This window comes from Halomonas sp. A3H3, assembly GCF_000982975.1.
In the GTDB taxonomy this organism is placed as follows: domain Bacteria; phylum Pseudomonadota; class Gammaproteobacteria; order Pseudomonadales; family Halomonadaceae; genus Vreelandella; species Vreelandella titanicae.
Genome location: NZ_HG423344.1, coordinates 108,820 through 131,926, shown reverse-complemented (window position 1 = coordinate 131,926; position 23,107 = coordinate 108,820). Strand labels below are relative to the sequence as shown.

Sequence of the window (23,107 nt, the reverse complement as noted above, 5' to 3'; positions counted from 1 at the left end):
GCAGGCGCTGCTGAGAGCGACGAACGGTGCAGCGTTCCCACCTACGGTCGGGCCGGGAGCCGGTGCCCTGGGCGGCCAACGGTGCAGGGTTCTCGCGGACCGGGTGAGGGCGGCGGTGGTGACAAAGCCTACCAACAGTGCAGAATTTCCACCGATCCTGGAGAGGACAGCCGTAGCCGGCATAATTAAAGCCAGTGGCAATAAAAAAGCCGCAGTTAATATCTCGCGGCTAGCATGAAAGGGAGTAATATATTTCGTACCTACTCACTCTCTTCAGAAGCTGTAAGAGCCTTTTTTGTAGATATTATCCCATTCTTGTAGTTCGCCTTTTTTATGATCTTAACGAACTGCTTAGTAGGGTATATCTTGTAAACAATATCGGTCAGTTTCTTTCCGTCTTTGATTCGTTCGCTGTCATCGTAGCTATCGATGACATTATGCTCCTTCAGCGTATCAAGAGCCATCTTCATGGCCCTCACATTCGTGGCCATACGGTCAGAGAGCCCCCTCGGACTCCCTTTGAGAAAGGAGACAAGCCGCGGCGTGTAGGGATTGGTGGAGGAGGCCTGACTCCAATGGTGACTCATTCTCTTGTGAATATAGCGAGCAAGGGGGCTCTTAATAGCCATAGACGTTTTATAGTCATACAGCCTGAAAGTCTGGTTATGAATGCTTTCAGTCACCAGGGGATTAAACTGAACATAGCACTTTGTATCCCCCTCCCTCAGCTTCAAGTCTTTCCTTGTGGTAAGACCTACCATAGGGAAGAAGCTCGATGATATAACCGTTTCCCCATCTTCAGAAACCGTTTCAAGTTGAGCCCCGCGGCAAACAAGAATAGCTTCTTTTATTTCGCTAAGTTTAAACTCGTGATTGTTTCTCTTTAATTCATTGCGAAGTTGATAGAATGTGAATAGCACACCCACCTTTCCGTCAATCATCGCGATCCCGCCATTTACAGCGAGTTTTCTCAAAGCATCCTCAATGATCTCTTCGCGCTCACCTGGGTAAACAAGCTCAGGTTTCCCAGGACGTGTTTCAATTAGAGCAGGGCGGACTTTTACTTTTATTACGCGACCACCCACCCGGCATTCACGTTCTTTCGCGGCGGCTTGCCGAATATCAGTAAAGCGCCGACGCCGCTCGAGCGAATATTTAGGCAAAGAATCATAAATATCGATGCTATTGCTATAATCGCCATCACGGGCGTCTAGCAGGCTGAAAAGGTCGAGCTGAGCCGACTTGCTCACCGAGATGGCCTGTATATCCTTGTCATTGCTGCTTTTTTTAGACATCGTAAACCTCTACAGCCTGCTGCACAATATAACCGATTACTTCTCTTCAATCAGCCATGAATCAACAGTTTCTGCCCCGTACTGTTCTTTCCATGCCTTCAATGTCTTCTGGTTGCCACCTCTGGTTTCTACAACCTCACCAGTCTCAGGGTTCCTATATACTTTAAGTTTTCTTTTTCTTCTTCTTTTGCTTTCAGTGTTCTCGATGCTTGATTCAGGGGCAAGAGCTGATATAACCTCGCCATTTGTCTTATTATATTCATCCATTAGCCTTCTGAGCTTATCTATAAATTCCTTTTCCCTTTTGAACTCAGGAGTGTCCTCTAAAGTTTGCATCTTCCTGCGAAGCTCTTGGGCCTCATTTTCGAGTTGGAAGTACCTAGCGAGGATGCTCATTCCTAAACCCCTATGGATATGGTAAGTGTGCAAAGCACATATTGGCGACTGCTTAACCCGGTGTCAATGGGCTCCTTGGTGATTGGTCGACCTGCCGAAGCCCTCTGACTTGGCAGTGTGCTGGGCCGCTGGACAGGCGCCGCTGTGCAAAATCCAGAGGAGAACACCCGCCAATGGCGCTCAGATTTTGCGTACAGGCGGCACGAAAGCCGTCGATAACACCGATAAATCGAATGAAAACAGGTTAATAGGCGTAATTTTATCGTTTACGAGTGACTGCCTAGATCCACATAAAATGTAGCTTGGTCTGGCCATCCCTATCTCTACTTATTAAAATACCTATTTAAGAAAGTAGAGAAGGGCGATAGGGGCAACTAGCCTGTCCTGAGGGCCACCGGAGAAGGATTCACGCATGAAGCTACAGGCCATCTACAAGATCGCGCTCGTCAGCGACACCTTGGTGGTGATCATCGATCAGGATGGGCCGCGCTCCATCACCAACGATGCCCAGGGCGTCATCGACCGCCTGACTGCTGAGCTGGGTGACCTGGGGCGGCGGCGAGTCTACTACCGCGACACCATGGGGCGCTTCGATGAGATCAGGATCGAGGGTGGCCGCTTCACCGGCTTCGCCCCCTGTAGCGAGCATCAGCAGGAGGCCTTTGCTGAATGGTGCCTCGAGGAGGTGTAGCGATCGATGGGCTGCTACACGGGAGACCTTGCTCATCGCTCCCTGGCCAAGGGAAGTGATGGCCATGGCTGAATCCACCTGGCGGTGCCCGCGAGGCCGCGGCCCGGGCGAGCCCGCCAACCATCTGTGCTGGAGACCTGAATGGTAGATCAGATCACGATGCCGCCGAGAGCCGGTTACTCGGCAGTCCTGACCAATGACTTCATGGTGATCCTTCGCGATCACGGAGAGATCGTGAGCATCCGGGAGGACGCTGATTCTGTCCTGGAGCACCTGAGCTGCACCATCCCGGGCGGCCTCAAGCGCCAGCGTGTCTATGTCGAGGAGGTGCCTGGAGGCGATGGCTTCTACGAGCTGAAGCACCAGCATGGCAACCTGGACGGGGTTGAGCAGTGCTCGAGTCACCAAGCCGACCACCTCAAGCAGCTCGTGTCGACCGAGACGGAGGGTGGCCATGGATAGCGAGCTGACCCTTGTTCGCCCCCAAGCCTCCCAGGCACTTGCGGCCGGCGCCCAGGACGCACTCTCGGAGGCCAAAGGCAATGCAGGGCTCTCGTACCTGCTGAACCTCAACTCCCGGCGCAGCCGGGTCACGATGCGCTCGCACCTTCAGTTCATCGCCAAGCTGAGCGGTGGCTATGACATCCGGGGGTGCCCATGGGCGCTGATACGCCGTGAGCATGTCCGGTCGATCGTGGAGATGATGACCGAGGTGGGAAAGGCGCCAGCCACGGTCAATGCTGCCTTGTCGGCCATGAAGGGTGTCGCCCGTGAGGCATGGGTCATGGGGGACATGGACAGCGAGAGCTACCAGCAGATCCGCGACCTGAAGGGCGTTCCTGGCTCCCGTCTGCCCAAAGGGGTCCATCTGGATGAAGCCTCGATCCAGGCCCTCAGTTCCGCATGCGAAACTGACGACAGCCCCAAGGGCATCCGGGATGCAGCCTTGCTCCAGCTGCTGGTATCGACAGGGCTTCGCCGGTCGGAGAGCGTTTCGGTGGACCTGGAGGCGATCGATACCAGCCGTAAAGCCATCAGAATCGTCGGCAAGGGCAACAAGGAGCGGCTGGTCTTCCTGCCCGACCGGACGTTCAAGCGGCTCCAGGCCTGGCAGTCCTGTCTTGCCCGTGACACTGGCCCCTTGTTCACGAGGGTGCGCCGGCATGGCGTGGTGTGCGATCAGAGGCTGACCGATCAGGCCGTCTACTACATCATCAAGGAGCGTGCGGCCCAGGCCGGCATAGACGAATGCGCCCCTCACGACTTCAGGCGGACCTTTGCCACCAACCTGCTTGATCGTGGCATTGACGTGCTGACCGTGCAGTATGCGCTGGGGCACTCGAACCTAGCGACCACGCAGCGCTATGACCGTAGCGCAGAACGTCGCCTCGAGGAGGCGATGAAGGGACAATGAACCAGGAGCCCGGAATGCGAAACATCCAGATCCTGCATGACCGTGAGCGCTTCAGAGAGATGCTGAGCTATGCGGTCTCGCGGGAGAATCTGTGGGGGAACATCGACGTGATAACCCGAGACGGGGCGCCGGGTCTGCTTCTCGTCGTGCTCGATCAGCACGACATGCCCAACCGGGTGTCCTCAGGAGTTGTCCATGAGTGCTACGGAGACGCACTGGCCGATCTGGGAGACATCCTGGATGATCTGAACCCTGACTTCCGGCCTCTGAGCCACTTCTAGCCAGGCAGCTAGACATGAGAAAGGGAGGCCGTGGCCTCCCTGGGTCGCGTGGCCGTTCGGCTTCAACCGAAGTGATTGCGGAAGGAAGACGGGTCGAGGATGCCCCACCCCTCGAGGGAGTAGTACCCGTTGGCGCCCTCTGGAGAGCTTGGGTCTCGGATGAAGAGGATTTTCACCTTCAGCTCCTCCCGGATCGAAGTCAGCTGTCGTTTGACGGTGCCGGCAGGTATGCCAGTCTCCGAGGCGATGTCCTGAAGCGACGGCCGCTCCATGATGTCGATCGCCCGCAGAATGGCGTACTTGCGCTGTGTGTCTCGCGATAGGCTCGGCATCGGTGCTATTCCTCTCCTTCGACGCCAAGCAGCTGTACGTCCGATACTCGCGCCCGCAACGGCTCCTCGTCACCATTGTCGAGGCGAACCCAGCAATAGCCCGCTTCAGGGTCAATGCGATCCGTGTGCAGCACACCACTGCGATGCCCGTCTGAGGTGCTGACGCTGACCACGATCCGAGCCCGTGCCGGCTCCTTGGTGGGTACTGGCTGTGGCGGGGTGGCGCCCTTGGCCTCAGGGCCTTTCCGTGCATCCCGCTTTGGAGTGGCCTTGTCCTCTTGCGGCAGCTCGGCGCCAGCGCCAGCTTCTTCTCCCGCAGCAGAACCTCCCTGGCCAGGCGAAGGGCTGGATGACGCTTCGCTTGAGCCCGTGGAGGTGCCGGTATTTGGCTCCTTGCCACCATCGCCGCCCCCAGAGGGTTCCTCGAATCCCCGGAGGCTCGGTTGGTCGTCGTTGGTCCCAGGGCCAGGAGCCGGCGCCGGATTCTCCGGGGACGGGATCTCGGGATCTTCAGGCAGGCCGCCTTTCTTGGCCTGCTTCAGAAGCTCACGGCATGCCTTCCGGCTGATACCTTCCTCCAGGGCCTTGGCGCAGATCCGCTCTGCCTGTTCCGGGGCGATAGAGTGCAGCTGGCGCAGCGTGTTGAGCGATTCCGGGTCAGACGTAACCTCCTCATCGTAGAGGCGCATCACGCAATCGGGGAGCTTCAGCAGGGACAGGTGGGAGGAGACGTACCCCCGGGACTTGCCCAGCCGCTTGGCGACATCCATGCCCTGCCAGCCGCGATCGATGAATTTCTGGATGCCCTTGGCGATCTCCATCGGGGTCAGGTTCTCGCGCTGGATGTTCTCGATCAGCTCGCCAGCCGTCTCATCCAGGTCGTCCAGCTCCTTCTTGTTGACGATCGCCTCCACTGGCACACCAGCCAGCTTGCAGGCTCGCCAGCGCCGCTCACCCTTCTGGATGCGGTATTTCCCACTCTCGTCCTTGGGGTAGACGATGATCGGCTGCTCCTGGCCGTTCACCTTAATCGACTCGGCCAGCTCCTCGATGCCAGCAAACTTCTCTCGTACCTGCCCTTGCTTGGGCTCTACCTCGGCGGTATCGAGCATCAGCACCTCTTTCGCACCCTTGGAGCGACGAGACAGACTTTGTAGGTTGCTCAGGTTTCCCAGTGCCATGTCAGCCCACCTTTTCCATGAGTTCGTTGATGACAGCCCGAATGTCCTTCGCCGCGTCACGCGCTGAGGTCGTCTTGATGCTCCACACGGGGACGCCGAGGTTGTTGGCCTCGTCCAGTTTCCCGCGCAGGCCGATCTCCGCGGTGTAGACCAGATCGGGGACTGCTTCGCGCAGCTGCTCGCATGCCCGCAGGTGAGAGGGGAAGTTGCGGTTCAGGTTGTTGATCACCATGCCTGTGTTCTCCAGGTCGGGATTCAGCTCCTCCTGGACGTTGATGATCGTGTTGAGCAGGCCCTCGACGCCATCCAGGGCGAAGCCGCTCACTTGGACCGGGCAGATGACGTGGGTGGACATGGTGAGAGCGGCGACGAGCTTCCGGCCAAGGCTGGGCGGGCAGTCGACCGCTACATAGTCGTAGTGCTCCAGGATTCCGCTGGCCTTCAGGTTGTTGATCGGGTTGAGCACGCAGTTGAGCGGCATGGACTCGATCTCCGACAGCTCAGGGTCGTTCTTCTCGGTCCAGATCAGGTCCATTCCACGGGCGCACCGCATCGGGCGGATGTCGGTGTAGTCTTCCCGGAACAGGAACGCGGAGGGGGTTCCCGTGTACTCGCCTTCCTGCTGGCTCAGGCGGCTGGAAGTGTTGCCCTGAGGGTCCAGGTCGATGGCGAGCACCCGAAACCCTGCCTCCTGTAGGTGGAAGACTGTCTGGAGGCAGATGGTCGACTTGCCGACGCCGCCTTTCTGATTGGCGAAGCTGATGATCTTGGTCATGGTGTCCCCGGTTGCCCGGCCTCCAGAGGAGGCAGGATGGTTGGTCCTTACCCGGCTCAGGATGCAGGGCCTGGCCAGGCCAATTTCGCATGCGAAACATAATAGTCGACATAAAGTGAGCCGACAAGGATCATAAGACGGGACAGGTAGAGCATAAAAAAGGCCTAGCGGGCGCCAGGCCGTGGAGGGTTATGCCGAGGCCTAAGCTGCCTCTTGTTCCTCGGTGGAGGCCTCCTCATCGATGACCGGGCTGACCTCGCCACCGAGTAAGCCGATCAGCTCCTCGATGACGGCCGCGAGGGCTGGGATGTGCAAATGGGCTTCGGTGTCGAAGGCCGAGGCATCGTCATCGGAAGGGTCAGCACCCTCGATCAGCGCCTCATCGAATTTGATCTTCTTGAGCGCCAGGTCGTCCTGGAGAACCAGCGCCAGCTGGTCGGTTCTGGCCACTGCAAGAGCTGAGCAGATTCGGCCGCCCTCGAGGTGCTGCTGGATCTCGTCGCTCTCGAGGTCGACCTCGGTGGCTTTGATCACGCCCTCATCCCCGGATGGAGACTCAAGCTGGCATGCCTCGCCCAGCTCCCAGCCTTCCGCACGCTCAGCCGGGTTGGCCAGCCAGCGTGTCATCAGGTCAGTAGCGCGATCGCGAGTGGCGAGAGGTGTGACCTTCAAGGAGCCGGTGCTCAGCCGGAGCAAGTCCAGCGCTTCCTCAGCTTTCTTGCGACTGGCGGCATCCACCAGAATCCAGCCTCGCTGGGTGTCGATGGCCACCAGGAAGTGACCCGTGCGCTTCAGCGCTCTGGGCAGCAGCTCCTCGTAGACTTCCTCCTTCAGGATCTGCTTCTCAGCTCGCCGCAACGGAGATCCAGACGCCTTCTCGCGTGCCGCAGCACGCTCCTCAACCTCTTCTTTGACCGCAGCGGCAGGAAGTAGCCGCTCTTGCCGGCTGAAGCGCAGAACCAGGAATTGCGAGTTCACCGAATGCACCATCTGGTCACCACAGACGGTCGACCACCCTACCCTTTTGGCCTCGGTCGCGGCGCAGGCTCGGAACAGCTGCTTCTGGCACAGCTGTGCCAGCTGGTCGGCGCCAGGGAAGTGGCTGTGGGCTCGGTAGATCAAAGCATTGTCGAACATGTAACCCCCTATTGCAGTGTGGTGACTATGGATAGGGGCGCAGGTGTCGGGTAGGCATAGAGTTAGGCGCGCTATAGATAACGGTATAACTCCTCCTCCCCACCAGCTACACCGGCAGCTGGCGCTGCTGCTTACCGGAGGGACGCCGGCCCATCGACGCCCAGAGCCTCCCGGAGGAAGGTGTTGGCCGCTCGACGGCCGGCATTATCCCGCATTCGATCTGGGGCTCCGTCAGCTGCGGTGGCCCAACATGACGCATACGCCGCCAGAACCGGCTCTGCATCCTCCACCCTGCCTTCATTGAGGCAGTGCGTGATGTAGCGCTTGTCTTCATTCGTGAGAGGAAGCTCTCGGAGCTGTTCAAGGCGAGTATCTGCATGCGCCATATTGTAACAATACCAGACGACAATTTATAGGACTGCGAAGGATCAAGCGCCTAGTGCCGGCCCCCACGGGGAGGTAGAGCGATCCGGGGGCGGGGCTTAGAGCTGCCCGCTGCAAGCGCTTCACGAGCGTCGTGGCCTAGGTTCACAACGCCATGGACGGCTTCCTTGAGGTGCCAGACGCCATCCTCGTAGGGCGCAAGGCTGACCCTGGCCAGGCCAGCAGGGAGGTGGACTGTGAAGCTCTGACGATGGAGGTCTTCAGAGCTATCGGTTAGGTCCAGCTCGATTTCATCGATTTGGTCGGTGGCCACGGCATACACCGTGTACCGGGCATCGAGACCCAACTGCTGGCGGGCGAGACTGCTCATCATTTCATCGAACTGCGGCGGGGTGTCGGAGACCTTGATACTGGCTTCGTCGTTCATGAGGCCTCCCCTGGGGAGCCATAGCCGGTAGCTTTTGCCCGTCGATCGGTGCGATGACACAGCCTGCGGCCGTCGATCCATAGCTCCCGGAAGATGCCCTCATGGGTGTAGACGCCGATCAGGACATCCAGGGGCTCCATGTAGTAGGTCGATGACGGCTGCTGGGTGTCATCGACCAGCGCCTCTTCTCGGACCTTCATCACCAACGCTGTCTGCCCAGCCAAGGGCACGGCCTTGTTCTTCATCCCCCACTTCCAGACGACGACCTCCTTGGGGGCGAACCGCTCATGGGAGGGGGCCTCGTTCAGCATGTCCAGCGCCAGGCTGCGAGTGGCTGCCGTGATGGCGCGATCCCCTGGGTCGACTGTTGCCTGTTCGCCAGCGGGGGCCTTCCGTCCGGTGAGCCACCGGCCCAGCCCTGCCAGCCAGGGCTCCTTGCCTTGTGTCATGCGTCAATCCTCGGGTTTTTCCGGTTCCTGCCGACTGCGACAGCTACGCCAATCAGCGTCCAGCCGGCAACGATGGTAAAGCCCAGGTGGAGAAACGCCCCATAGGGTGGCCCCAGCTTCACCGAGAGGAACATGGACCCGCCGAACGCAATGAACCAGCGGAACCAGTAATCAGCAGAGCGCTCCGCTACCCAGCGGGCCTGCTCCGGGGTGAGAGGATGATGCAGCCAGCGGCGGGGGTAGACGGTCTTCTCGCGATTCCCATGGCCAACCTTGCGAGGCTGGCGCGGGAAGATGCGGTTGACGGTAAGCTGCGGGAACATGCCCTCCAGGGCACGTCGAGCAACACTTATGCGTGGCGGTTCATGGTGTGACATAGACGCCCTCTAGCACAGCGCCCGGGCTCCCTCGGGAGGAGCCTGGGCGCCTTGGTCGGTCATGGAAGAGGTTACAGGTTGCGCATCTCGGCAGCACGCAGGGCGCCGCGGCGGATCTGTGCTTCGCCGTTCGCGTCCTCGTAGATAGTGGTCGGCGTGGCGCCGATGCCCGCCTGCTGAGTCAGCTGGCTGTTCTGGCTCACAATATCCATCGCCTCGGTGCTTGAGGCCCCGGAGATTGAGCCGCCCTGCTTGATGGTGGCCATGGCCTCTGCCGGGTTCTCAGAATCCACGATCTGTGCCGCTTCGTGCAGCGACTGCTCTCCCAGGAAGCCCACCGGCACCCAGCGAATGGTCACGTCCTCGAGGACATCACGAGAGGCCTCATACATGCGCTGACAGTAGGGGCACTGGGTATCATAGATGACGTACAGCACGCGCTCGCCAGAGCCCTCCTCGACGTAGAACGGGGCATCCTGGATCAGCTCCAGTGCCTTGGCCTCGTCGTCGTCGGAATAGCCGTTGTCGGCCTGGCTGGCGCCAGCTCGACCCGGCATGTTCGCCAGGGGGCTGTTCTCCATGTGCTCTTCCATGTGCGCCTGGGTCAGGTTCTCACCGCCCTCGCCGAGGATCATGCCGACGAACGCATGCTTGCCGTCCTCGGTGGTGTAGATCACGTTGGTGTCATTCTCGACGCTGATAACCCAGCCATTGATCCCTTCCAGGCCAGTGTCGAACGTCTTGTCCACCTTGGCGCCCGGAATGCCCAGGTCCGCTACTGCCTTGGGCAGCTCCTTACCTCCTTCAGCTTTCGAGTCTTCGGCGAAGGCGCTGCCGGTCATCAGGGCAGAGGCGATGGTGACAGCTGAGGCGATCAGGGTGAGGTGCTTCATGGGTGTGCTCCTTGAGCTTAGGTTTGCGCCAGCAGAACTGGCGTGTCTCTCGCCATGCATGGCATGGCCACATCGGGTTTTTCCTATCTGCTGCATCAAGGCAGCAGCTCTTCAATGTCCGCCTCGCTGCGGGAGGCGGCCTGTTCACGGGCCTCTTGATTGGCTCGGCGAACAAGCTCACGGGCCTCTTCATAAAGGTCCGAGGAGCTGTAAGAGGTGTCACCATGGCGATCCAAGCTGGTCTCAATCGTTGGCGCGTCTGTCGGAAGGCCGAGGTCACTGAGCACCGTGTCGGTAATGTCCGGGAGTGACCCATCGAGCACGGCTGCCTGGCGCACGATCACCACGGCGCCATCCGCCACCTCTTCAATCGCGGGGCGCACGCCACTGTCGATGCGGGATAGGGTGGAGATCGCGGCGTCTCGTGTCTCACCGTCCTCGCCCAGCAGGCTGCTGGCTGCGGCACGGCGGGCATTCACGTATTTCGCGGTGTCGAAGGTGACGATCTGCGGTGTCTCTGCGTCGGACGATGCCCAGGGAAGCTGGACCGGGATGACGGTCAAGGCGAAGGCGGCAATGCCCAGCGCCCCGCCCACCACGGGGAGCACCCTTGCCAAGGGAGATTGTTCTCTGGGCTTCTGTGAATTCGGTTCGGTGTCGCTCATGGCTGCCCCTGTCGTCTACGCATGAAAAAGCCCCAGGAGTTAACCAGGGGCTATAAATGAATGATTCAGAAGGGGATTTCCCCGTCTTCGTCCTCGTTACCAGCACCGCCATTGGCAGAGCGCGGGTCACGCAGGATGCGGCATGTGTCGACCATCAGGTTGGTGTACACCGTGCCATTTTGTGCCTTGCGGAAAGACAAGGCGCCTTCCACAAAGACCAGTTGGCCTCGCATCAGACGGTCTTTCATCACTTCAGCGAAGCGACCACCGATGATGCAGTTGAGCCACATGGCTTCATCAGTCGACTTCTTGGCCATGTTGATGCCGAACCGAACGTAGGTGTTTCCCTTGTCGTTGGTGCGTGCTTCAGGCTCACCGATGTGACCGATCTGGATAGTCTTGCCCCACATGTTCAATCTCCTCTCTCTCAACATTCCCACCGAATGGGTCTCGGTAGGGGATAGGGGCACCACTGACACTAATGGCCGCCTCCTGGTGATTTTTTTCGATAGACCGAGAAAAGCCCCCTAGCTCGAAGAGTTAGGGGGCGGGAAACATCACCGCTGTAGGTGACGTGCGATCTTTGCCCTGGGCTGGAGGAAATTCCATTGCGCCAGGTTGTTGAGGAACATGCGGCGGAAGAACCGCTTGGTGAAGCTCACCACGAACACGTCCTCATCGCTGTCGATAGACTGCAAGGTGCTTTCCCTGTGCAACTCACGGTCAGGCCGGCGCACCTGAATCACAGTCCCGTCCTCGGTGGAGAACGCGAAGCCCTCCAGATCATTCAGCGAGAACACCTCAAAGGCCACGTTGGCATCAGTGCCAAGGCTGGCCATCTCGCGCTGTGTTGGCTGGCGCCAGCTACGTCCCGCTTGGCGAGGGAGGACGAATCGCGACCCTTGCTGGGGGTCGATGGCGAATGCCACCTGATCCTCCTCGAGGCTGTCCTGGGGCAGCCCGCCAAACTCACGGCCAAAGGCCAGCGCATCTTCCTGGTTCACGATCAGCTCGATGTTCATTGCTCTCTCCTCTCACATTCCTGCGTGATGCAGGTCTCAGAGGGAGATAGGGCGGGGACTGCCACTCAGCTGGCGCCGGAAGGCTGGCAAACGGATTTCGCATGCGAAATCGGCGCTCGCCAGGGTTGAGGGTATGTGGGCAGGGAAAAGCCCCCTGACGCTTAGCGTGCAGGGGGGGGGGCGAGTGAATCATGATGCTGGACGAATCGAGCAGCGTGTCACCACGGTCTGGGGAATCCCCCGGTACTCACCGTGCTCCTTCACACGCCCCTTCAACACGACCTTATCCTCCTCGAGGGCCTTACCAGTCTTCCAGACGATCTGGCGGCCTTCAGGATCTCGAAAGATATGCTTCCACATCAGGCCCCATCGCGTTTCCGACGAAAAGGACCGCTTCCGCACCACTTTCGTCTCCAGGCGCTGACCAAGCTCCCCGGCGTAACCGAGGGCCTTCAGTGATTCAGCGCCAGCCTCAAGCTCCTCATAGCGGTCAAAGGCGGTCACCGCTGCGGCCATGACGCCGACACCACGCTTCAAGCCAACCATGTCGAATCGGGCATGATGAATGATCATCGACTCGAATTCGCCGAGGTCAGCCTTCTGCGGGAGCACCTTACGCGCCCAGTGGATCACAGCGTCTGCCCGAGCCACGTCCTCCGAGGGAAAGGCCTTCATGCCCTTGCCTACCATGCGGCCGGAGCGTGCCATCTCCCCCACTATCTCAGCGGTGGCGAGGTCACCTGTCTCCTCAGCGCGAGCGCGTGACACGAAGCCTCGTTGGCGGATCTGGCGCACTGCCGCGGCCACCAGCCAGCGAAGGTCAACCACCGGCTCAGGCGGACGACCGTTGCTGAGCCCAACCTCATCGATTTCCTCGACCATATTGATCACGGTCATCAACAGCTGGGCTCGCCGCATCATCGCTTCAGCGCCCTGACGGCCGACATAATCCTTCAGGCAGGTTTTCCCCACCTCCAGGATCTTGCCGGTCTCCACCTCCTCCAGGAGGAAGAGGTAGCGCCGCTCACGCTGCATGTGGCAGTGATCGCAGTCCCCCGTCGCATCACCTGAGCGATACGGTTCTGGGAGCCGGCTGCAAGCCCAGGCCAGGGGAGTGACCCGAACGGCTTGCGCCGCTGCCATGTCGATCCGCGCCAGCATGCGATACCCGTCAATCTTCGGGGGCTCGCCTGTGATCGCGACCTTCACGGCGAGGATCTTCTCCTCACGGATGTAGGACATGCGATCTTCGAGGTCGACCGTCTCGTGGGTCCACGGCTTCACCGCTTCTTCCAGGACGTTGATCTCGAAGGGCTGGATACCGAGCTTCTTCGCCTTGCGGTCCAGCTTCTCCACCTTCTCTCGCAGCGCGGGGAGGTGGCACTTGGGAATCCAACAAGTGGTCTTGCTCGTCTGGGTAGTCATGATCGTTCTCCTCTCTCATTCCTGCGGGATTGCAGGTCTCAAGAGGAGGTAGGGCGGGCAGTGTCCGATCGAGCGGCGCCGGGAAGCGGGCATGAAAAAGCCCCATGCTGAGAACAGCAGAGGGGGCTGGAAGGATTATGCGAGCAATTCAGCATCGTCGAGATGCTGCGAGGTAAGCCTCACGAACGAGGAATCCCCTTCTGGCCTGAAGACGTTTCGGCGCCGAGGCAAGTTCACCTTGGTGAACGTGTCGGCTTCCAGACCACCAACGAACCGCACCTTGTACGGCAGCTTGATGCGATCGCCCTCTTTCAGTCGAGCACGACGCTTCTTTCCCTCGGCATGCTTGCGGCAGCGTTCGCGCCAGTCACTGGCCCTCTCCCTCGAGGTTTCCGAGAAGACGCTCAGGCGGACCAGCTCATCGGTCGGCGTCAGCAGCATGAGGATGCCGATAGGACACTGAGATTCATACGGCCCCATGCTCTCGTCCATCGACTTGTAGCAGAACTCACCCTGCATGCTGCTCGTCTTGACGACCGCGCCGAGCGTGAAGGTCACCGGGGGCTCGCCATCCGACTCACCCCGCCTGGTGATCCTGACCGCGGCGTAGTAGGTCGATCCCACAAAGCTCGATTTCAGCACGATATGGGAGCCATCCGCACTGGAGCAGTTGTCGTCCAGGTAGGCTTTCTTGTCGACCGGCATCGGGATGCACATAGTACCCATAGTCTTTCTCCTCTCTCATACCTGCTGGATTGCAGGCCTCGATAGGAGATAGGGCGGCGGGTGACACCCCTCCGGCAGTTTCGCATGCGAAAAAAATGGCAGCCTCTCTGAATGGCCGCCTACGCCACATGGCAAACGTAACCACGAGCAGTGCAATATTAGTAGTCTCTTGCTATAGCATCGCCAAACAAGCTAATAGCATCTTTCGCTACTCGGACCGCTTCACGCACCTCAGCCTTGGATAAGTCAAGCACTCGCAGCTTTCCTTTTACCTCGGCCACGGACTCGATGCGACGGAACGCGTTGGCGTGATTCTCCGCATAAACTGCCAGGCCCTGTAGCTTGGGCAAAGCATCAGCCAGATGAAGTCCATGAGGGTCAACAATATCGGCAACAACTTGGCCATCTTGCTCGGCAAAGAAAATGAAATCTGGGCGCAGAATTTTGTACTGGCCAGCTTCCTGGTAAGCGATGCCTAGCGAGGATTGACCCGGCTGCTGTGGGTTGCGGTACCAGAAGGTGAAACCATCTTGCTTGGATTCACGCTCAAGGACTTGCTGCTCCCAAGTATTTAACTCTGCGGGGTAGTTTCCATCCACATCGCACAGAAGATGATGCTGCCAAGTGGGTAAGTCGCTCTCCTTTTCTCCCTGGCGCACCTTGGTCGGTTCGAATTTGGCTTCTGGTTTTACCAGCTCCACATCCTGAGGGTCGGTACTCATCTCAATGACTTGACGATAGGACTCTTTCCTATCATCAGAAAGTTCTTTGATTGTCGGCCAATACTGAGTAAGCCAATCCTTCGCAATCCCATCTGCGGCTCTGTCAAAATAGTCCTGAACTTCAGTCACCAGACCCAAACCCGCAACGGTGACACGGGCTTCAACGATGGTTTCCAGAAATTCCTCTGGATCGTCATCCAAATTGGCCACCTGACGGGCAAGGTGCTCGACATAAGTACGAGAAATATCCGGGGTAAACACTCGCGCCGCACGGCGGTAGGCGTCATCAATGACCGCCATATCAGCATCTTCCCAGAACTCGTTGAACGTCTTTTTCTTGCCTTTCATGTCAGCGACTACTGTCTTTCCATCCACGGTCATAACGGAGTCGCGTTTGGTTTTGATCTTGTCTTGGTGCTGGGCCTGAAACTCGTCGAGCGCCTGGTGAAGTAGACCATGCGCCTTTCTGCCAGCTCCTTCGAGAATACCGTCATCAGCCAATTCTTGAGCCAAGGCAGTAAGCCGCTTGGCTGGTTTGGCGGCACGCTGGGGGCGGGTCTGCGAAGGCAGGGCTTCGAACGATACCCATACTGCGTCTGAAGCCGAAGGGTTTGGATGCATCTCAATCGGATTTACCAAGATACGCCCCGGCGTAGCAGATGACGTATCGTCACCACTCATCAAGGCTTCTACTACGCTTTCAACCGTCCTGCGATTGAACCTCGGTAACAAACAGTCCACGGCATTCAGGTGCTCATTGCCTGGAATGCGGCGCGCAAGTGGCGAGCGGACCATGCGCCCCAATAATTGCGTGATGTGGGTTCGGTCGTTTGCCGTCCTGAAAGACACCATAACTTCTGCACGAGGGCAGTCCCAGCCAGTGCTAATAGCATCCTTGGCAATCAGGACACGTACCCAGGTCGAGTCCTGTACGCGCTGTGGTTCGATGTAAGGTACGTCACGGTTGCCGAATCGCTGAGTCGTATGCTCACCAAACACATGGGCGACACTGCTGCTGGGTAGTTCTGGATAGCGGGCGAAGATGGCATCCAGGGCTCGGCCTATTTCGTTCGGGTCTGGCGTGTTGGGCACCTGCAATACCATGAGCGGCACAACCATGCCAGAATCACGCTGCTGCTTGGCGTACTCTGACCAGAGTGCCGTCGATTCACGCAACTTATCCGTAGCCCGACGCACCAGGAGCGTATCGAAGTCGCCTACTTCGTCGGGAATATCCAGCAGAATAATGTCTTTAATCAGACCAGATTCTTGCACCTTTGCTGAATCAACAATAACATCGGGCAGCTTTGTCCTTTTCACTGCGGTTTCGATGGCTTTGTTGAAACGCTCTACCGTAGCTGAGATACCCCAGACTACTGGAATACCCGGCACGGCACCGAATCCATTGATCAGGCGCTGAACAATGGTACTTTTCTCCTTATTGCCATTACCCATCCCACGGTGTGCTTCATCGAGCACCAAGTAAAGTGTAATTTCAGGATCTTCAATGGTGTTCTGGATAGTGTCCCAGATTGTGTAGGCACGCAGGTCCGGGCGAGTTTCCGGGAACAGCGCGCCTGCCTTTTCTTCCAACTCGTCCTGGTCGTGTCCGCGTACCAGCAAACTATTCTTGCTCAACTTCTGTGTATTCAGGAAGTATATCTTCCCTGCCTCGAACTTTGGCCGATTAAAAGTATTCTCAACTACGACCATATCGGTGTGGTTAATACGGTCGCTGGATTCTTTTAGGCGAAAACGGGTCTGTTCATTTAGCGAGGGGTCATCACTGAACCAGATGACCACTGCACCAGGGTCGGCATCAAAATCGAATTCATCATCGCCGTGAAACAAGGCTTCGAAAGCCGCAGCTGCCATAACGGTCTTACCTGCGCCTGTTACAGCAGTTAGTGAAAAAGCAGATTTATCGCCATGGCTATGCCAGTAGGTGCGCGTCTTATTCAGGTTTTCTAGGGCATCACGTACCGCATCCGCCTGGTAATCTTTGAGCGTAAACTTCATCGATTATTCCCCATTAGCAAAGCTGAAATTGGTCAGATAGGACTCATACAGACGCACCGGCTCTACATCCTCTGGCAGGCGGCGAGCAATGGCTTGAAAGCGGCGGTCGTCGTCCGTCACGATATACGCAATCCGAAGTTCTTCAACTTCGCGCAATGCCCGGACGAAGGGCGTAGCCTTGTCTACCTCAGCCAGCAAACCATAGGTGTCTGAAACCGCCCAGCCACCATCGGGGAGCTTATTGATACGCTTGCCTCGTGCGCCTGCACGCATCCAGAGCAAGGGCGCAATTCGACTAAAAGCCAAGTTATGGTTAACTGCATCTTTGGCCTCATAAGTCAGAGTAAAAAACTCAGCATTTTCCTCAAAGCCTTCCGACATAGGGAACTTATCAGTAAATTTGTAATCAGCTAATATTGCTTGTCCATCAGGAGTTTTTCCAGTAATTGCCGCCTTCACACGAGGCTTGGTTATATAGTTGCAAATGCCTAATTTTTCCCACTCAAAATCGCCTGGACGGAGACCTTTTTGTCGTAGTGATTTTTGCTCTTCTGGTGAAACTTCATTATTTGTAATGGATATGCATTGTCTAACCCCGCCGTCATGGTGATTTAATCGCATTACAGCATGTGCTGTGGTGCCAGATCCTGAGAAAAAATCGAGGACAGTAGCGTCTTTTTTCTCGCCTATAAAGAGGCGGATTGCATCTTCAACCGCATACAGTGATTTAGGGAACGGGAATTTACGATTAGGTATCAATTGATTAAGAAGAAGCGTTCCTCCTGTCTCAGCATTATGAGAGGGTCGAACCCATGTTGAAGTTGGAGTCTTTAGCTTATCCTCAATATATTCTGCTTTCACACTTCCGTCAGGATTGCGGCCTACTATAGTGGCTCTTCCTGATTCAATATCCTCAATTTTCCCTGATGTTAAATAAGAAATTTCCCATTTCTGAGACTTTGATGGCCGGTGTCTCCCAACGCGAACATACCCCTTCCTTAATAGAGATTTTAGAGCTGGCGCTGTCAGCCCCCAGTTCATTTCTAAACCATTATCTCTAATTGGAAATACAGCCTCACATCCGCTGATCTCTGGTGCAGAGTTCCTGGGGGCGCCATGGGGTAAAGGGTCACCAATTTCTTTAATGTTGCCTGTCGCATCCACGTAAATGGGATAAAATTGAGCTGGACCACCTTTAGCGGTTCCTCTTGCCGAAGATGCATCACTTCTGCGTAAAGTTCTCCATGGAACAGCGCTCCCCCCTTCAAAATCAGGGTCAAGTTCTTTTCCAACTACGGATTCGCCAAACATTACGAAATATATATACTCTTCCGACCGTGCAAAACGGCCTGGTCGATGGCGTCCACGTGGGTTAACTACTGACGTGACCATCTCTATTTTGGCTTCCGGGAACATTTGCTCAAGCAATAGGCCAAGTCTGAGATACTCTTTCTCGTCAATAGCAAGAATAAGAACCGAGTTTTCCGGGTCTAATAACTCTTTTGCGATATTCAGTCGGCGCTCCATGAAAGCTAGCCACTTGCTATGCCTATAAAGATCATCGCTTTCAACGTAGTTATTATTATACTTCCAATCCTTAGCACCAGAGTTATAAGGCGGGTCAATGTAAATTAAATCTATAGCCCCTCTATGCGTAAACGTTAGCGCCTTTAATGCGTGATAGTTCTCACCATTTATTACGGTATGAAAGGGCTTTCGGTGAGCAGCGCGCTCCTCTTTTCCAGTGCTGATCAAGCCGGGAAAAATTGTGTCACGGAAATCCGCGACAACCACCAGGTTTTCAAGTGAGACAGATTGTGCCTCTGATTCTTCATATCCTCCAGTCAGCTCAATCTCTGCAAGGTTCTTATTCTTTCTTATTGCTTTAACCTGCCATAAGCGTTGATCGCCTTTTTTGGTCGAGCCTCGTGGCGGAAGAACTCGCACTTTGTCGCCTTTTCTAATAGGACGTAGCGGCAGCTCTACCGCTTCAGGACGGTGGCGCTCAAAGTTGAGGCCAAATGGCAAGCGCGATGAAAGAACCTTAAACTCCCGGTCCAGGTCTGCCCCTAGCTTTGGGTCTTTTGCTTTTAGATCAGCAATCAAGTCGGTCAGTCGTGACACTAACGGCTCCTAATTCTTTTGGTTTTGATAACCATGGGCCACATGGGCTTATGCTTTCCATGGGTTGATAACCGTTGCACCCGCCGCTTCAAAAGGGCTGGCATCCCGTGTGGCTACCGCAAAACCGTTGGCAGCCGCAATGGCAGCAATAAAGCCATCAGCGGCGGCAATTAACAGCCCGGCCTTTTGGGCCTTAGCGATAAGCTCGCCGTAGGCTTGAGTACAGGGGAGATCGAACGGAAGCACACGACCGGCAAACAGAGGCAGCACCCGCCGTTCCAGGTTTTCCTGCAAACCAGTGCGGCACTTTCCTGCGGGAAGAAGTGCAATTCCAGACCGTAGCTCTGCCACAGTGATGGCTGATAGGTAGAGGGTTTCCAGGGCCTGGGCGTCGATCCACTCGACAACGCGAGGCTCCGGTTCCCGTCGCAGTGGTTCGGAGATGACGTTGGTGTCGAGCAGGATCATTCGAAGTTCACCTGCTTGGCTGGTGTCTTGTCACGGACTTGCTCGAACACGGCAAACTCGTTATCGGTCAGCTTGGCCTGCTTGCCAATGTCGGCCAGCAGCGAACCCAGCTTGACGCGACCTTCGGGCGCTACAGCAGCCTCCAGGATCTCGCGTACCTCGGCTTCCATGCTGTGCCCGTGCAGGGCAGCGCGGACACGCAGGGCGCGGTGTACCTCATCAGGTAGGTTGCGAACAGTCAGCATGGCCATTGGAAGCGTCTCCCATTGCATTCAGTGCATTCATTGTATTTTTTTGACTGCACTGTAACAAGGTGCGGTAACGGCGTACTCCTCGCAGTCCCAGGCCGTTGATGTTCTCGTTTGGATTTTTGCTAGCCAGAGCAGTAGGCACCATAGAATAGGTTGCTGTAACCACCGCCTTCGCCACAGCGTGATGGCCAGCAACCTCAGCGCCTTGTTCGTGAAGCACGTTTTCAACTGCGCACGGCGAGGGTTCAACGAACGGATCATGTCCGCTTGCGTGAGCACTGCCTCGTGCTGCCTGGAGCCAGGCCTGGCTAGCAGCTGGAGATAGAGATGGTAAACCCCTGGCAGCACTAGGCTGACAGGGGTTTGAGGGAAGAGGATGGAGCATGACGCGAGCGCGTCAGTCCTCCCCAGGTAGCATGATCGTGATCACCGGCTCAAGGTTGTCTCCAGGGCCTATGTGCATCACGGCACGCTTGGGAACAACCCGTGGGCCGTTCTCCCGTGGTTCCATGACTCTCACCGTGTACTCGACTACGGGCGAGTCTCGCTCCTTGCGTGCGGCATGAACCGCGAGCGACAGAACATCCCACAAGCGGCCTGCCTCATCCTGAAGCGGGCCGTGTGGCCTAGCAGCTTGGTCCCAAGCCACTAGCTCATGCCAGGCAGCAGTAGTCAGGGCGACAGGCACCTTGAACCCTGCTTCCTTGGCGGCTTCGTTGACTTCAATCAGATCCCCATCTGCGATGGCATCGCTACGGGTATACGAGTGGATCAGGTCAGTAGCCTCAAACATGAGCACGCACCCCCATGGACTGAGCTGCAAGGAAGGCTTCCATCGGCACTTCCGTCATGCTCCAGGAAGGCTCCCAGGCACCTTGGCGCATGACAAGGCGCGTCAGTCGCTCAGTAGCCATGCCAAGATCCCAGCGCTTGCAGCCGCGGGCGGCAAGGCCGCTCGCTACATGCTCAACCTCCCAGCACCACGGCGCATCAAGATCCACGCCGTACCGCACCTTGAAGGTTTGGCCATCTACTCGCACCACAGCGAACACGCCAGGCTCAGTGCCCAGGTACTCTCCGTGGTTCCCGTTCTTGCGGGTGAAGACAACGGTTTCCAGACGATCGCCGATCGTTTCCATGATTGCTTCTCTCTCTCTTGGTTCTCTCACATTCCTGCGGATGCAGGTCTCAAGAGGAGGTAGAGGCAGGACTGACACTCAACCGGGAGCGTGGTGGTAAGGTAGCGGGAGCAGTTTCGCATGCGAAATCGGAGACAGCGGGACACACCATGCACCCTCCTTCTGAAGGCCTCAGAGGCGCCTGCCAAGGCGCCAGCCACAGCGATGACAGAGTGATCGAGGTCCGGCACCCGCAGCACCCTGATAGCCCCGACCCTGTAGCGCTACTGCTCATCCAGCGCACCGAGCAGCAGGTGGGTCAGGATCGACGCCTCACGCTCAAGGTGAGGCGCATCGGCGAGCACCCCCTATTCGGCTGCAACCAGTTCTCCTGGTCTGCCTGCTACTCGCCGGCTGGCCACGGGAAGCCCGAGCGCATCAAGCTCACTGACGGACAATGCAGCCCTGGAGGTAACGTCATCATCGGCATGCACGACCTTATCGGGCACCGCGTTGGCACATACCTCATGGCAGAGATCGTTGCATGGGCCAAGCAATGGCCCACCGCTGAGGTCATGCGGATCGACTTGTCCTGGCAAGACGAGAAAGAGGGTCGCTGGGGAGGGAACAACAAGGATAGGCGAGATCGATTCTATGAGCAGTTCGGCATAGCCTTTGCCCCGGGCACACCCGGTAACAGCATCACAGCCAAGTCCAAGCCCATGCGAGCCGGCGAGCTGGTCACAGAGGAAGCGGAACAGGCCTGGCGGTTGAACATCAGGGAGAGCAGCACCGTCGACGCGATCGCGGAGCAGCAGCGAGAGATCGTCAAGCTGGCGCAGGAGTGCCAGAGCCTCGAGCGTGAGGCCATGCGGCTTCGAGAGGCCTGCCAAAGCACTGCACGCCGGCCTGTCAGGCAGGTGTTGTCACGCATGGCTGCCAGCCCGTATGCCTGGGGCATGGTCATTGTGGGGGCTGTCGCCCTCTCCCTGTCCAAGGTGGTGGGGTAGCTGGCGCTCTGGTTACCCGGGATCGATGCGGCCCCATAAATGGAAAAGGCTCCCGGAGGGAGCCTGTTGAATAGCAAATCACAATGATTTGTCCTGGCGAGAGTGACAATCTCCAGGATTGGGCTAACTACTGCCGTTGCGATGCTGCTGGTGATCGTTGCGCAAAATCTGAACGTAAGTGAAACCACAAACGCCTGCCATAAGCAGGGCAAAAGCCAAGATCATCCAACCAAAAGGTGTCATAACCTACTCCTCGGTATCAGGTCGGCTGCGCTCATTGAGCGCATGCAGCATGATGCCTGTTACCCAGATGATAGCACCCAGAGCAAACAAGGCAACGGAATCGCCTAGGGCGATCTTGTCACTTGGGGCGAATAACCCGAGTACGCCGGCACCCATGGCGCCGATACCCAGCTTACGCACATCCTCTGTGACAACCTGGAGGCTTGCAGGCCTCATCAGTGGAGGTCGCTCTCGCAACCATCGTCGGATCTTCTCAAACATGTTTTCCTCCTCATTCCTGCTCTAATGCAGGTCTCATAAGGAGGTAGGGGGTGGGGTGACACTTGGAGGGAGGCCTCCCCCAGCAGCAGCAGCTGGGGGAGGCAGGGAATCAGCGATCCGGGCGGACAACTAGGCCATAGAGCCCGTGCGTGACCGGGTAAGTGCGGCGCTGGCCATCGATCGAAATCCTCGTGGAGGCCGAACAGGGCCAATCACGTCGATGGAACCGCACTTGGGCGCATCTGCGCTCAATGCCGAATTCGGCAGGGTCTGCACCTTCATGGTGGCGCTCATACGCTCGCCAGAATCCACGGAGGTCGCTCTCCTCCCGAACGATCAGCACGTCTTCAATGTTCTGCATGGTCTCTCTCCTCATTCCTGCGGGATTGCAGGTCTCGAGGAGAGATAGGGATGGCCATGACTCCGGTGGCCTCCCGCAAGGATCAGCTGAAGAGCTTGGGCGGCCCAGCCACCTCAGCCTTTGCTCGTTTGCCCTTCGCGCCAGCACCATTGTCGCTGCCAGCTTGTGACGCACTCCCACTGGAGTTGCTGGCGGATGCCTTCTTCGCCTTAGCTCGGCGCTTCTGCAACCGCCGCTCGATTGGCGACAGTTTCGCCTCGGCCTCCTGTGCTCCTTCCTCGGCCAGAACGGCTTTCGGTGCAGCGTTCCCACCTACCGGGTCATCCTTCGGTGCAGCATCCCCACCGCTGGCTGGTGCAGTGCTGGCGCTGTCATCGTCCTCGAGGAGCCAGGAGGCGTCGTTCTTCGGAGCCTCCTCCGGGGCGGCCTCCTCGCCTTTCGGTGCAACATCCCCACCTACCGGGTCATCCTTCGATGCAGTGTTCCCACCGGCAGCCACAGCCTCTTCCGGTGCAGCATCCCCACCGCTGGCTGAGGCCGTGCTGGCGCTGTCATCGTCCTCGAGGAGCCAGGAGGCGTCATGCTTCGGGGCCTGCTCCGGGGTGGGCGCACCGGCCGCGTCGGCGGCCTGCTCGCCTTTCGGTGCAACATCCCCACCTA

The 23,107-nt window shown here is 57.7% G+C and carries 29 protein-coding genes; 5 read left to right on the top strand and 24 right to left on the bottom strand.

From position 1 onward, the window contains the following. A partial coding sequence (locus HALA3H3_RS27575; RefSeq protein WP_238326137.1) for a hypothetical protein occupies positions 1–189 on the top strand: 189 nt, incomplete at its 5' end. Between the two features lie 71 nt (positions 190–260). Here HALA3H3_RS27575 and HALA3H3_RS25735 read toward each other — a convergent pair. The 3 genes from HALA3H3_RS25735 to HALA3H3_RS27010 all read right to left on the bottom strand — a co-directional run bounded on the left by HALA3H3_RS25735 (position 261) and on the right by HALA3H3_RS27010 (position 2,838). Then, positions 261–1,295, bottom strand: a complete 1,035-nt coding sequence (locus tag HALA3H3_RS25735; RefSeq protein WP_022524311.1) for a hypothetical protein — start codon at positions 1,293–1,295, stop codon at positions 261–263. A 36-nt stretch (positions 1,296–1,331) separates the two neighbouring features. Beyond that, positions 1,332–1,691: a histone-like nucleoid-structuring protein, MvaT/MvaU family gene (locus tag HALA3H3_RS25730; RefSeq protein ID WP_022524310.1), complete on the bottom strand. Its 360-nt coding sequence runs from the start codon at positions 1,689–1,691 to the stop codon at positions 1,332–1,334. A gap of 418 nt (positions 1,692–2,109) precedes the next feature. After that, positions 2,110–2,838, bottom strand: coding sequence for a hypothetical protein (locus HALA3H3_RS27010; RefSeq protein WP_158414260.1), 729 nt, complete (start codon positions 2,836–2,838; stop codon positions 2,110–2,112). On the opposite strand from HALA3H3_RS27010, the gene HALA3H3_RS25715 reads away from it, so the two are divergent. Both HALA3H3_RS25715 and HALA3H3_RS25710 read left to right on the top strand, forming a co-directional pair. Next, entirely contained in the window at positions 2,837–3,796 is a 960-nt protein-coding gene (locus tag HALA3H3_RS25715; protein ID WP_022524308.1) for a tyrosine-type recombinase/integrase, read from the top strand. The genes HALA3H3_RS27010 and HALA3H3_RS25715 overlap by 2 nt on opposite strands. Positions 3,797–3,810: 14 nt before the next feature. Then, positions 3,811–4,077 (top strand): hypothetical protein, encoded by a 267-nt coding sequence (locus tag HALA3H3_RS25710; RefSeq protein WP_053857278.1) that lies wholly within the window; start codon positions 3,811–3,813, stop codon positions 4,075–4,077. 62 nt (positions 4,078–4,139) lie between these two features. On the opposite strand, the gene HALA3H3_RS25705 is transcribed toward HALA3H3_RS25710, so the two are convergent. The 19 genes from HALA3H3_RS25705 to HALA3H3_RS25610 form a co-directional block, all read right to left on the bottom strand. Next, positions 4,140–4,409, bottom strand: a complete 270-nt coding sequence (locus HALA3H3_RS25705; protein WP_053857277.1) for a helix-turn-helix domain-containing protein — start codon at positions 4,407–4,409, stop codon at positions 4,140–4,142. A 5-nt stretch (positions 4,410–4,414) separates the two neighbouring features. Beyond that, the gene (locus HALA3H3_RS25700) at positions 4,415–5,590 is read right to left on the bottom strand and encodes a ParB/RepB/Spo0J family partition protein (protein WP_022524306.1); all 1,176 of its coding nucleotides are present in this window, start codon (positions 5,588–5,590) and stop codon (positions 4,415–4,417) included. A gap of 1 nt (position 5,591) precedes the next feature. Next, positions 5,592–6,365 (bottom strand): ParA family protein, encoded by a 774-nt coding sequence (locus HALA3H3_RS25695; protein WP_022524305.1) that lies wholly within the window; start codon positions 6,363–6,365, stop codon positions 5,592–5,594. Between the two features lie 201 nt (positions 6,366–6,566). Then, complete coding sequence (locus HALA3H3_RS25690) at positions 6,567–7,502, bottom strand: recombination-associated protein RdgC (protein ID WP_022524304.1); 936 nt, start codon at positions 7,500–7,502, stop codon at positions 6,567–6,569. A 436-nt stretch (positions 7,503–7,938) separates the two neighbouring features. Then, positions 7,939–8,313 carry a hypothetical protein gene (locus tag HALA3H3_RS25680; protein WP_022524301.1) on the bottom strand — a complete coding sequence of 125 codons (375 nt, stop codon included), beginning with the start codon at positions 8,311–8,313 and terminating at the stop codon, positions 7,939–7,941. Next, positions 8,310–8,762 (bottom strand): hypothetical protein, encoded by a 453-nt coding sequence (locus tag HALA3H3_RS25675; RefSeq protein ID WP_022524300.1) that lies wholly within the window; start codon positions 8,760–8,762, stop codon positions 8,310–8,312. Before HALA3H3_RS25675 ends, HALA3H3_RS25680 begins: the two co-directional genes overlap by 4 nt. Further along, complete coding sequence (locus HALA3H3_RS25670) at positions 8,759–9,085, bottom strand: hypothetical protein (protein WP_053857275.1); 327 nt, start codon at positions 9,083–9,085, stop codon at positions 8,759–8,761. Before HALA3H3_RS25670 ends, HALA3H3_RS25675 begins: the two co-directional genes overlap by 4 nt. Positions 9,086–9,210: 125 nt before the next feature. Then, on the bottom strand, positions 9,211–10,032 hold the full coding sequence (locus HALA3H3_RS25665) for a thioredoxin fold domain-containing protein (protein WP_022524298.1): 822 nt from the start codon (positions 10,030–10,032) through the stop codon (positions 9,211–9,213). A 95-nt stretch (positions 10,033–10,127) separates the two neighbouring features. Continuing rightward, positions 10,128–10,649 (bottom strand): hypothetical protein, encoded by a 522-nt coding sequence (locus HALA3H3_RS25660; RefSeq protein WP_158414259.1) that lies wholly within the window; start codon positions 10,647–10,649, stop codon positions 10,128–10,130. A 113-nt stretch (positions 10,650–10,762) separates the two neighbouring features. Then, positions 10,763–11,107: a single-stranded DNA-binding protein gene (locus HALA3H3_RS25655; RefSeq protein ID WP_022524296.1), complete on the bottom strand. Its 345-nt coding sequence runs from the start codon at positions 11,105–11,107 to the stop codon at positions 10,763–10,765. A gap of 147 nt (positions 11,108–11,254) precedes the next feature. Beyond that, positions 11,255–11,719 (bottom strand): hypothetical protein, encoded by a 465-nt coding sequence (locus HALA3H3_RS25650; RefSeq protein ID WP_022524295.1) that lies wholly within the window; start codon positions 11,717–11,719, stop codon positions 11,255–11,257. A 189-nt stretch (positions 11,720–11,908) separates the two neighbouring features. Then, positions 11,909–13,144: a hypothetical protein gene (locus tag HALA3H3_RS25645; protein ID WP_022524294.1), complete on the bottom strand. Its 1,236-nt coding sequence runs from the start codon at positions 13,142–13,144 to the stop codon at positions 11,909–11,911. Positions 13,145–13,279: 135 nt separating this feature from the next. After that, positions 13,280–13,870: a DUF6927 domain-containing protein gene (locus HALA3H3_RS25640; protein WP_022524292.1), complete on the bottom strand. Its 591-nt coding sequence runs from the start codon at positions 13,868–13,870 to the stop codon at positions 13,280–13,282. A gap of 158 nt (positions 13,871–14,028) precedes the next feature. Further along, positions 14,029–16,611, bottom strand: coding sequence for a DEAD/DEAH box helicase (locus tag HALA3H3_RS25635; RefSeq protein ID WP_022524291.1), 2,583 nt, complete (start codon positions 16,609–16,611; stop codon positions 14,029–14,031). Between the two features lie 3 nt (positions 16,612–16,614). Further along, complete coding sequence (locus tag HALA3H3_RS25630; RefSeq protein ID WP_022524290.1) at positions 16,615–18,735, bottom strand: site-specific DNA-methyltransferase; 2,121 nt, start codon at positions 18,733–18,735, stop codon at positions 16,615–16,617. A gap of 48 nt (positions 18,736–18,783) precedes the next feature. Beyond that, on the bottom strand, positions 18,784–19,203 hold the full coding sequence (locus HALA3H3_RS25625; RefSeq protein ID WP_022524289.1) for a type II toxin-antitoxin system VapC family toxin: 420 nt from the start codon (positions 19,201–19,203) through the stop codon (positions 18,784–18,786). Next, positions 19,200–19,454, bottom strand: coding sequence for a FitA-like ribbon-helix-helix domain-containing protein (locus HALA3H3_RS25620; RefSeq protein ID WP_022524288.1), 255 nt, complete (start codon positions 19,452–19,454; stop codon positions 19,200–19,202). Before HALA3H3_RS25620 ends, HALA3H3_RS25625 begins: the two co-directional genes overlap by 4 nt. A 397-nt stretch (positions 19,455–19,851) precedes the next feature. After that, a complete protein-coding gene (locus tag HALA3H3_RS25615) occupies positions 19,852–20,247 on the bottom strand; it encodes a DUF6573 family protein (RefSeq protein WP_022524286.1) in 396 nt (131 codons plus the stop codon). Then, positions 20,240–20,593 carry a hypothetical protein gene (locus HALA3H3_RS25610; protein ID WP_022524285.1) on the bottom strand — a complete coding sequence of 118 codons (354 nt, stop codon included), beginning with the start codon at positions 20,591–20,593 and terminating at the stop codon, positions 20,240–20,242. Before HALA3H3_RS25610 ends, HALA3H3_RS25615 begins: the two co-directional genes overlap by 8 nt. Before the next feature lie 149 nt (positions 20,594–20,742). On the opposite strand from HALA3H3_RS25610, the gene HALA3H3_RS25605 reads away from it, so the two are divergent. Next, on the top strand, positions 20,743–21,582 hold the full coding sequence (locus tag HALA3H3_RS25605) for a hypothetical protein (protein ID WP_022524283.1): 840 nt from the start codon (positions 20,743–20,745) through the stop codon (positions 21,580–21,582). A 246-nt stretch (positions 21,583–21,828) separates the two neighbouring features. Here HALA3H3_RS25605 and HALA3H3_RS25600 read toward each other — a convergent pair whose 3' ends face one another. Both HALA3H3_RS25600 and HALA3H3_RS25595 read right to left on the bottom strand, forming a co-directional pair. Further along, on the bottom strand, positions 21,829–22,086 hold the full coding sequence (locus HALA3H3_RS25600) for a hypothetical protein (protein ID WP_022524282.1): 258 nt from the start codon (positions 22,084–22,086) through the stop codon (positions 21,829–21,831). Between the two features lie 109 nt (positions 22,087–22,195). Next, on the bottom strand, positions 22,196–22,447 hold the full coding sequence (locus HALA3H3_RS25595) for a hypothetical protein (RefSeq protein ID WP_053857273.1): 252 nt from the start codon (positions 22,445–22,447) through the stop codon (positions 22,196–22,198). A gap of 50 nt (positions 22,448–22,497) precedes the next feature. Here HALA3H3_RS25595 and HALA3H3_RS27005 point away from each other — a divergent pair. Then, positions 22,498–23,107, top strand: a 610-nt coding sequence (locus HALA3H3_RS27005; RefSeq protein WP_199105206.1) for a hypothetical protein, incomplete at its 3' end; no start/stop codon positions are given.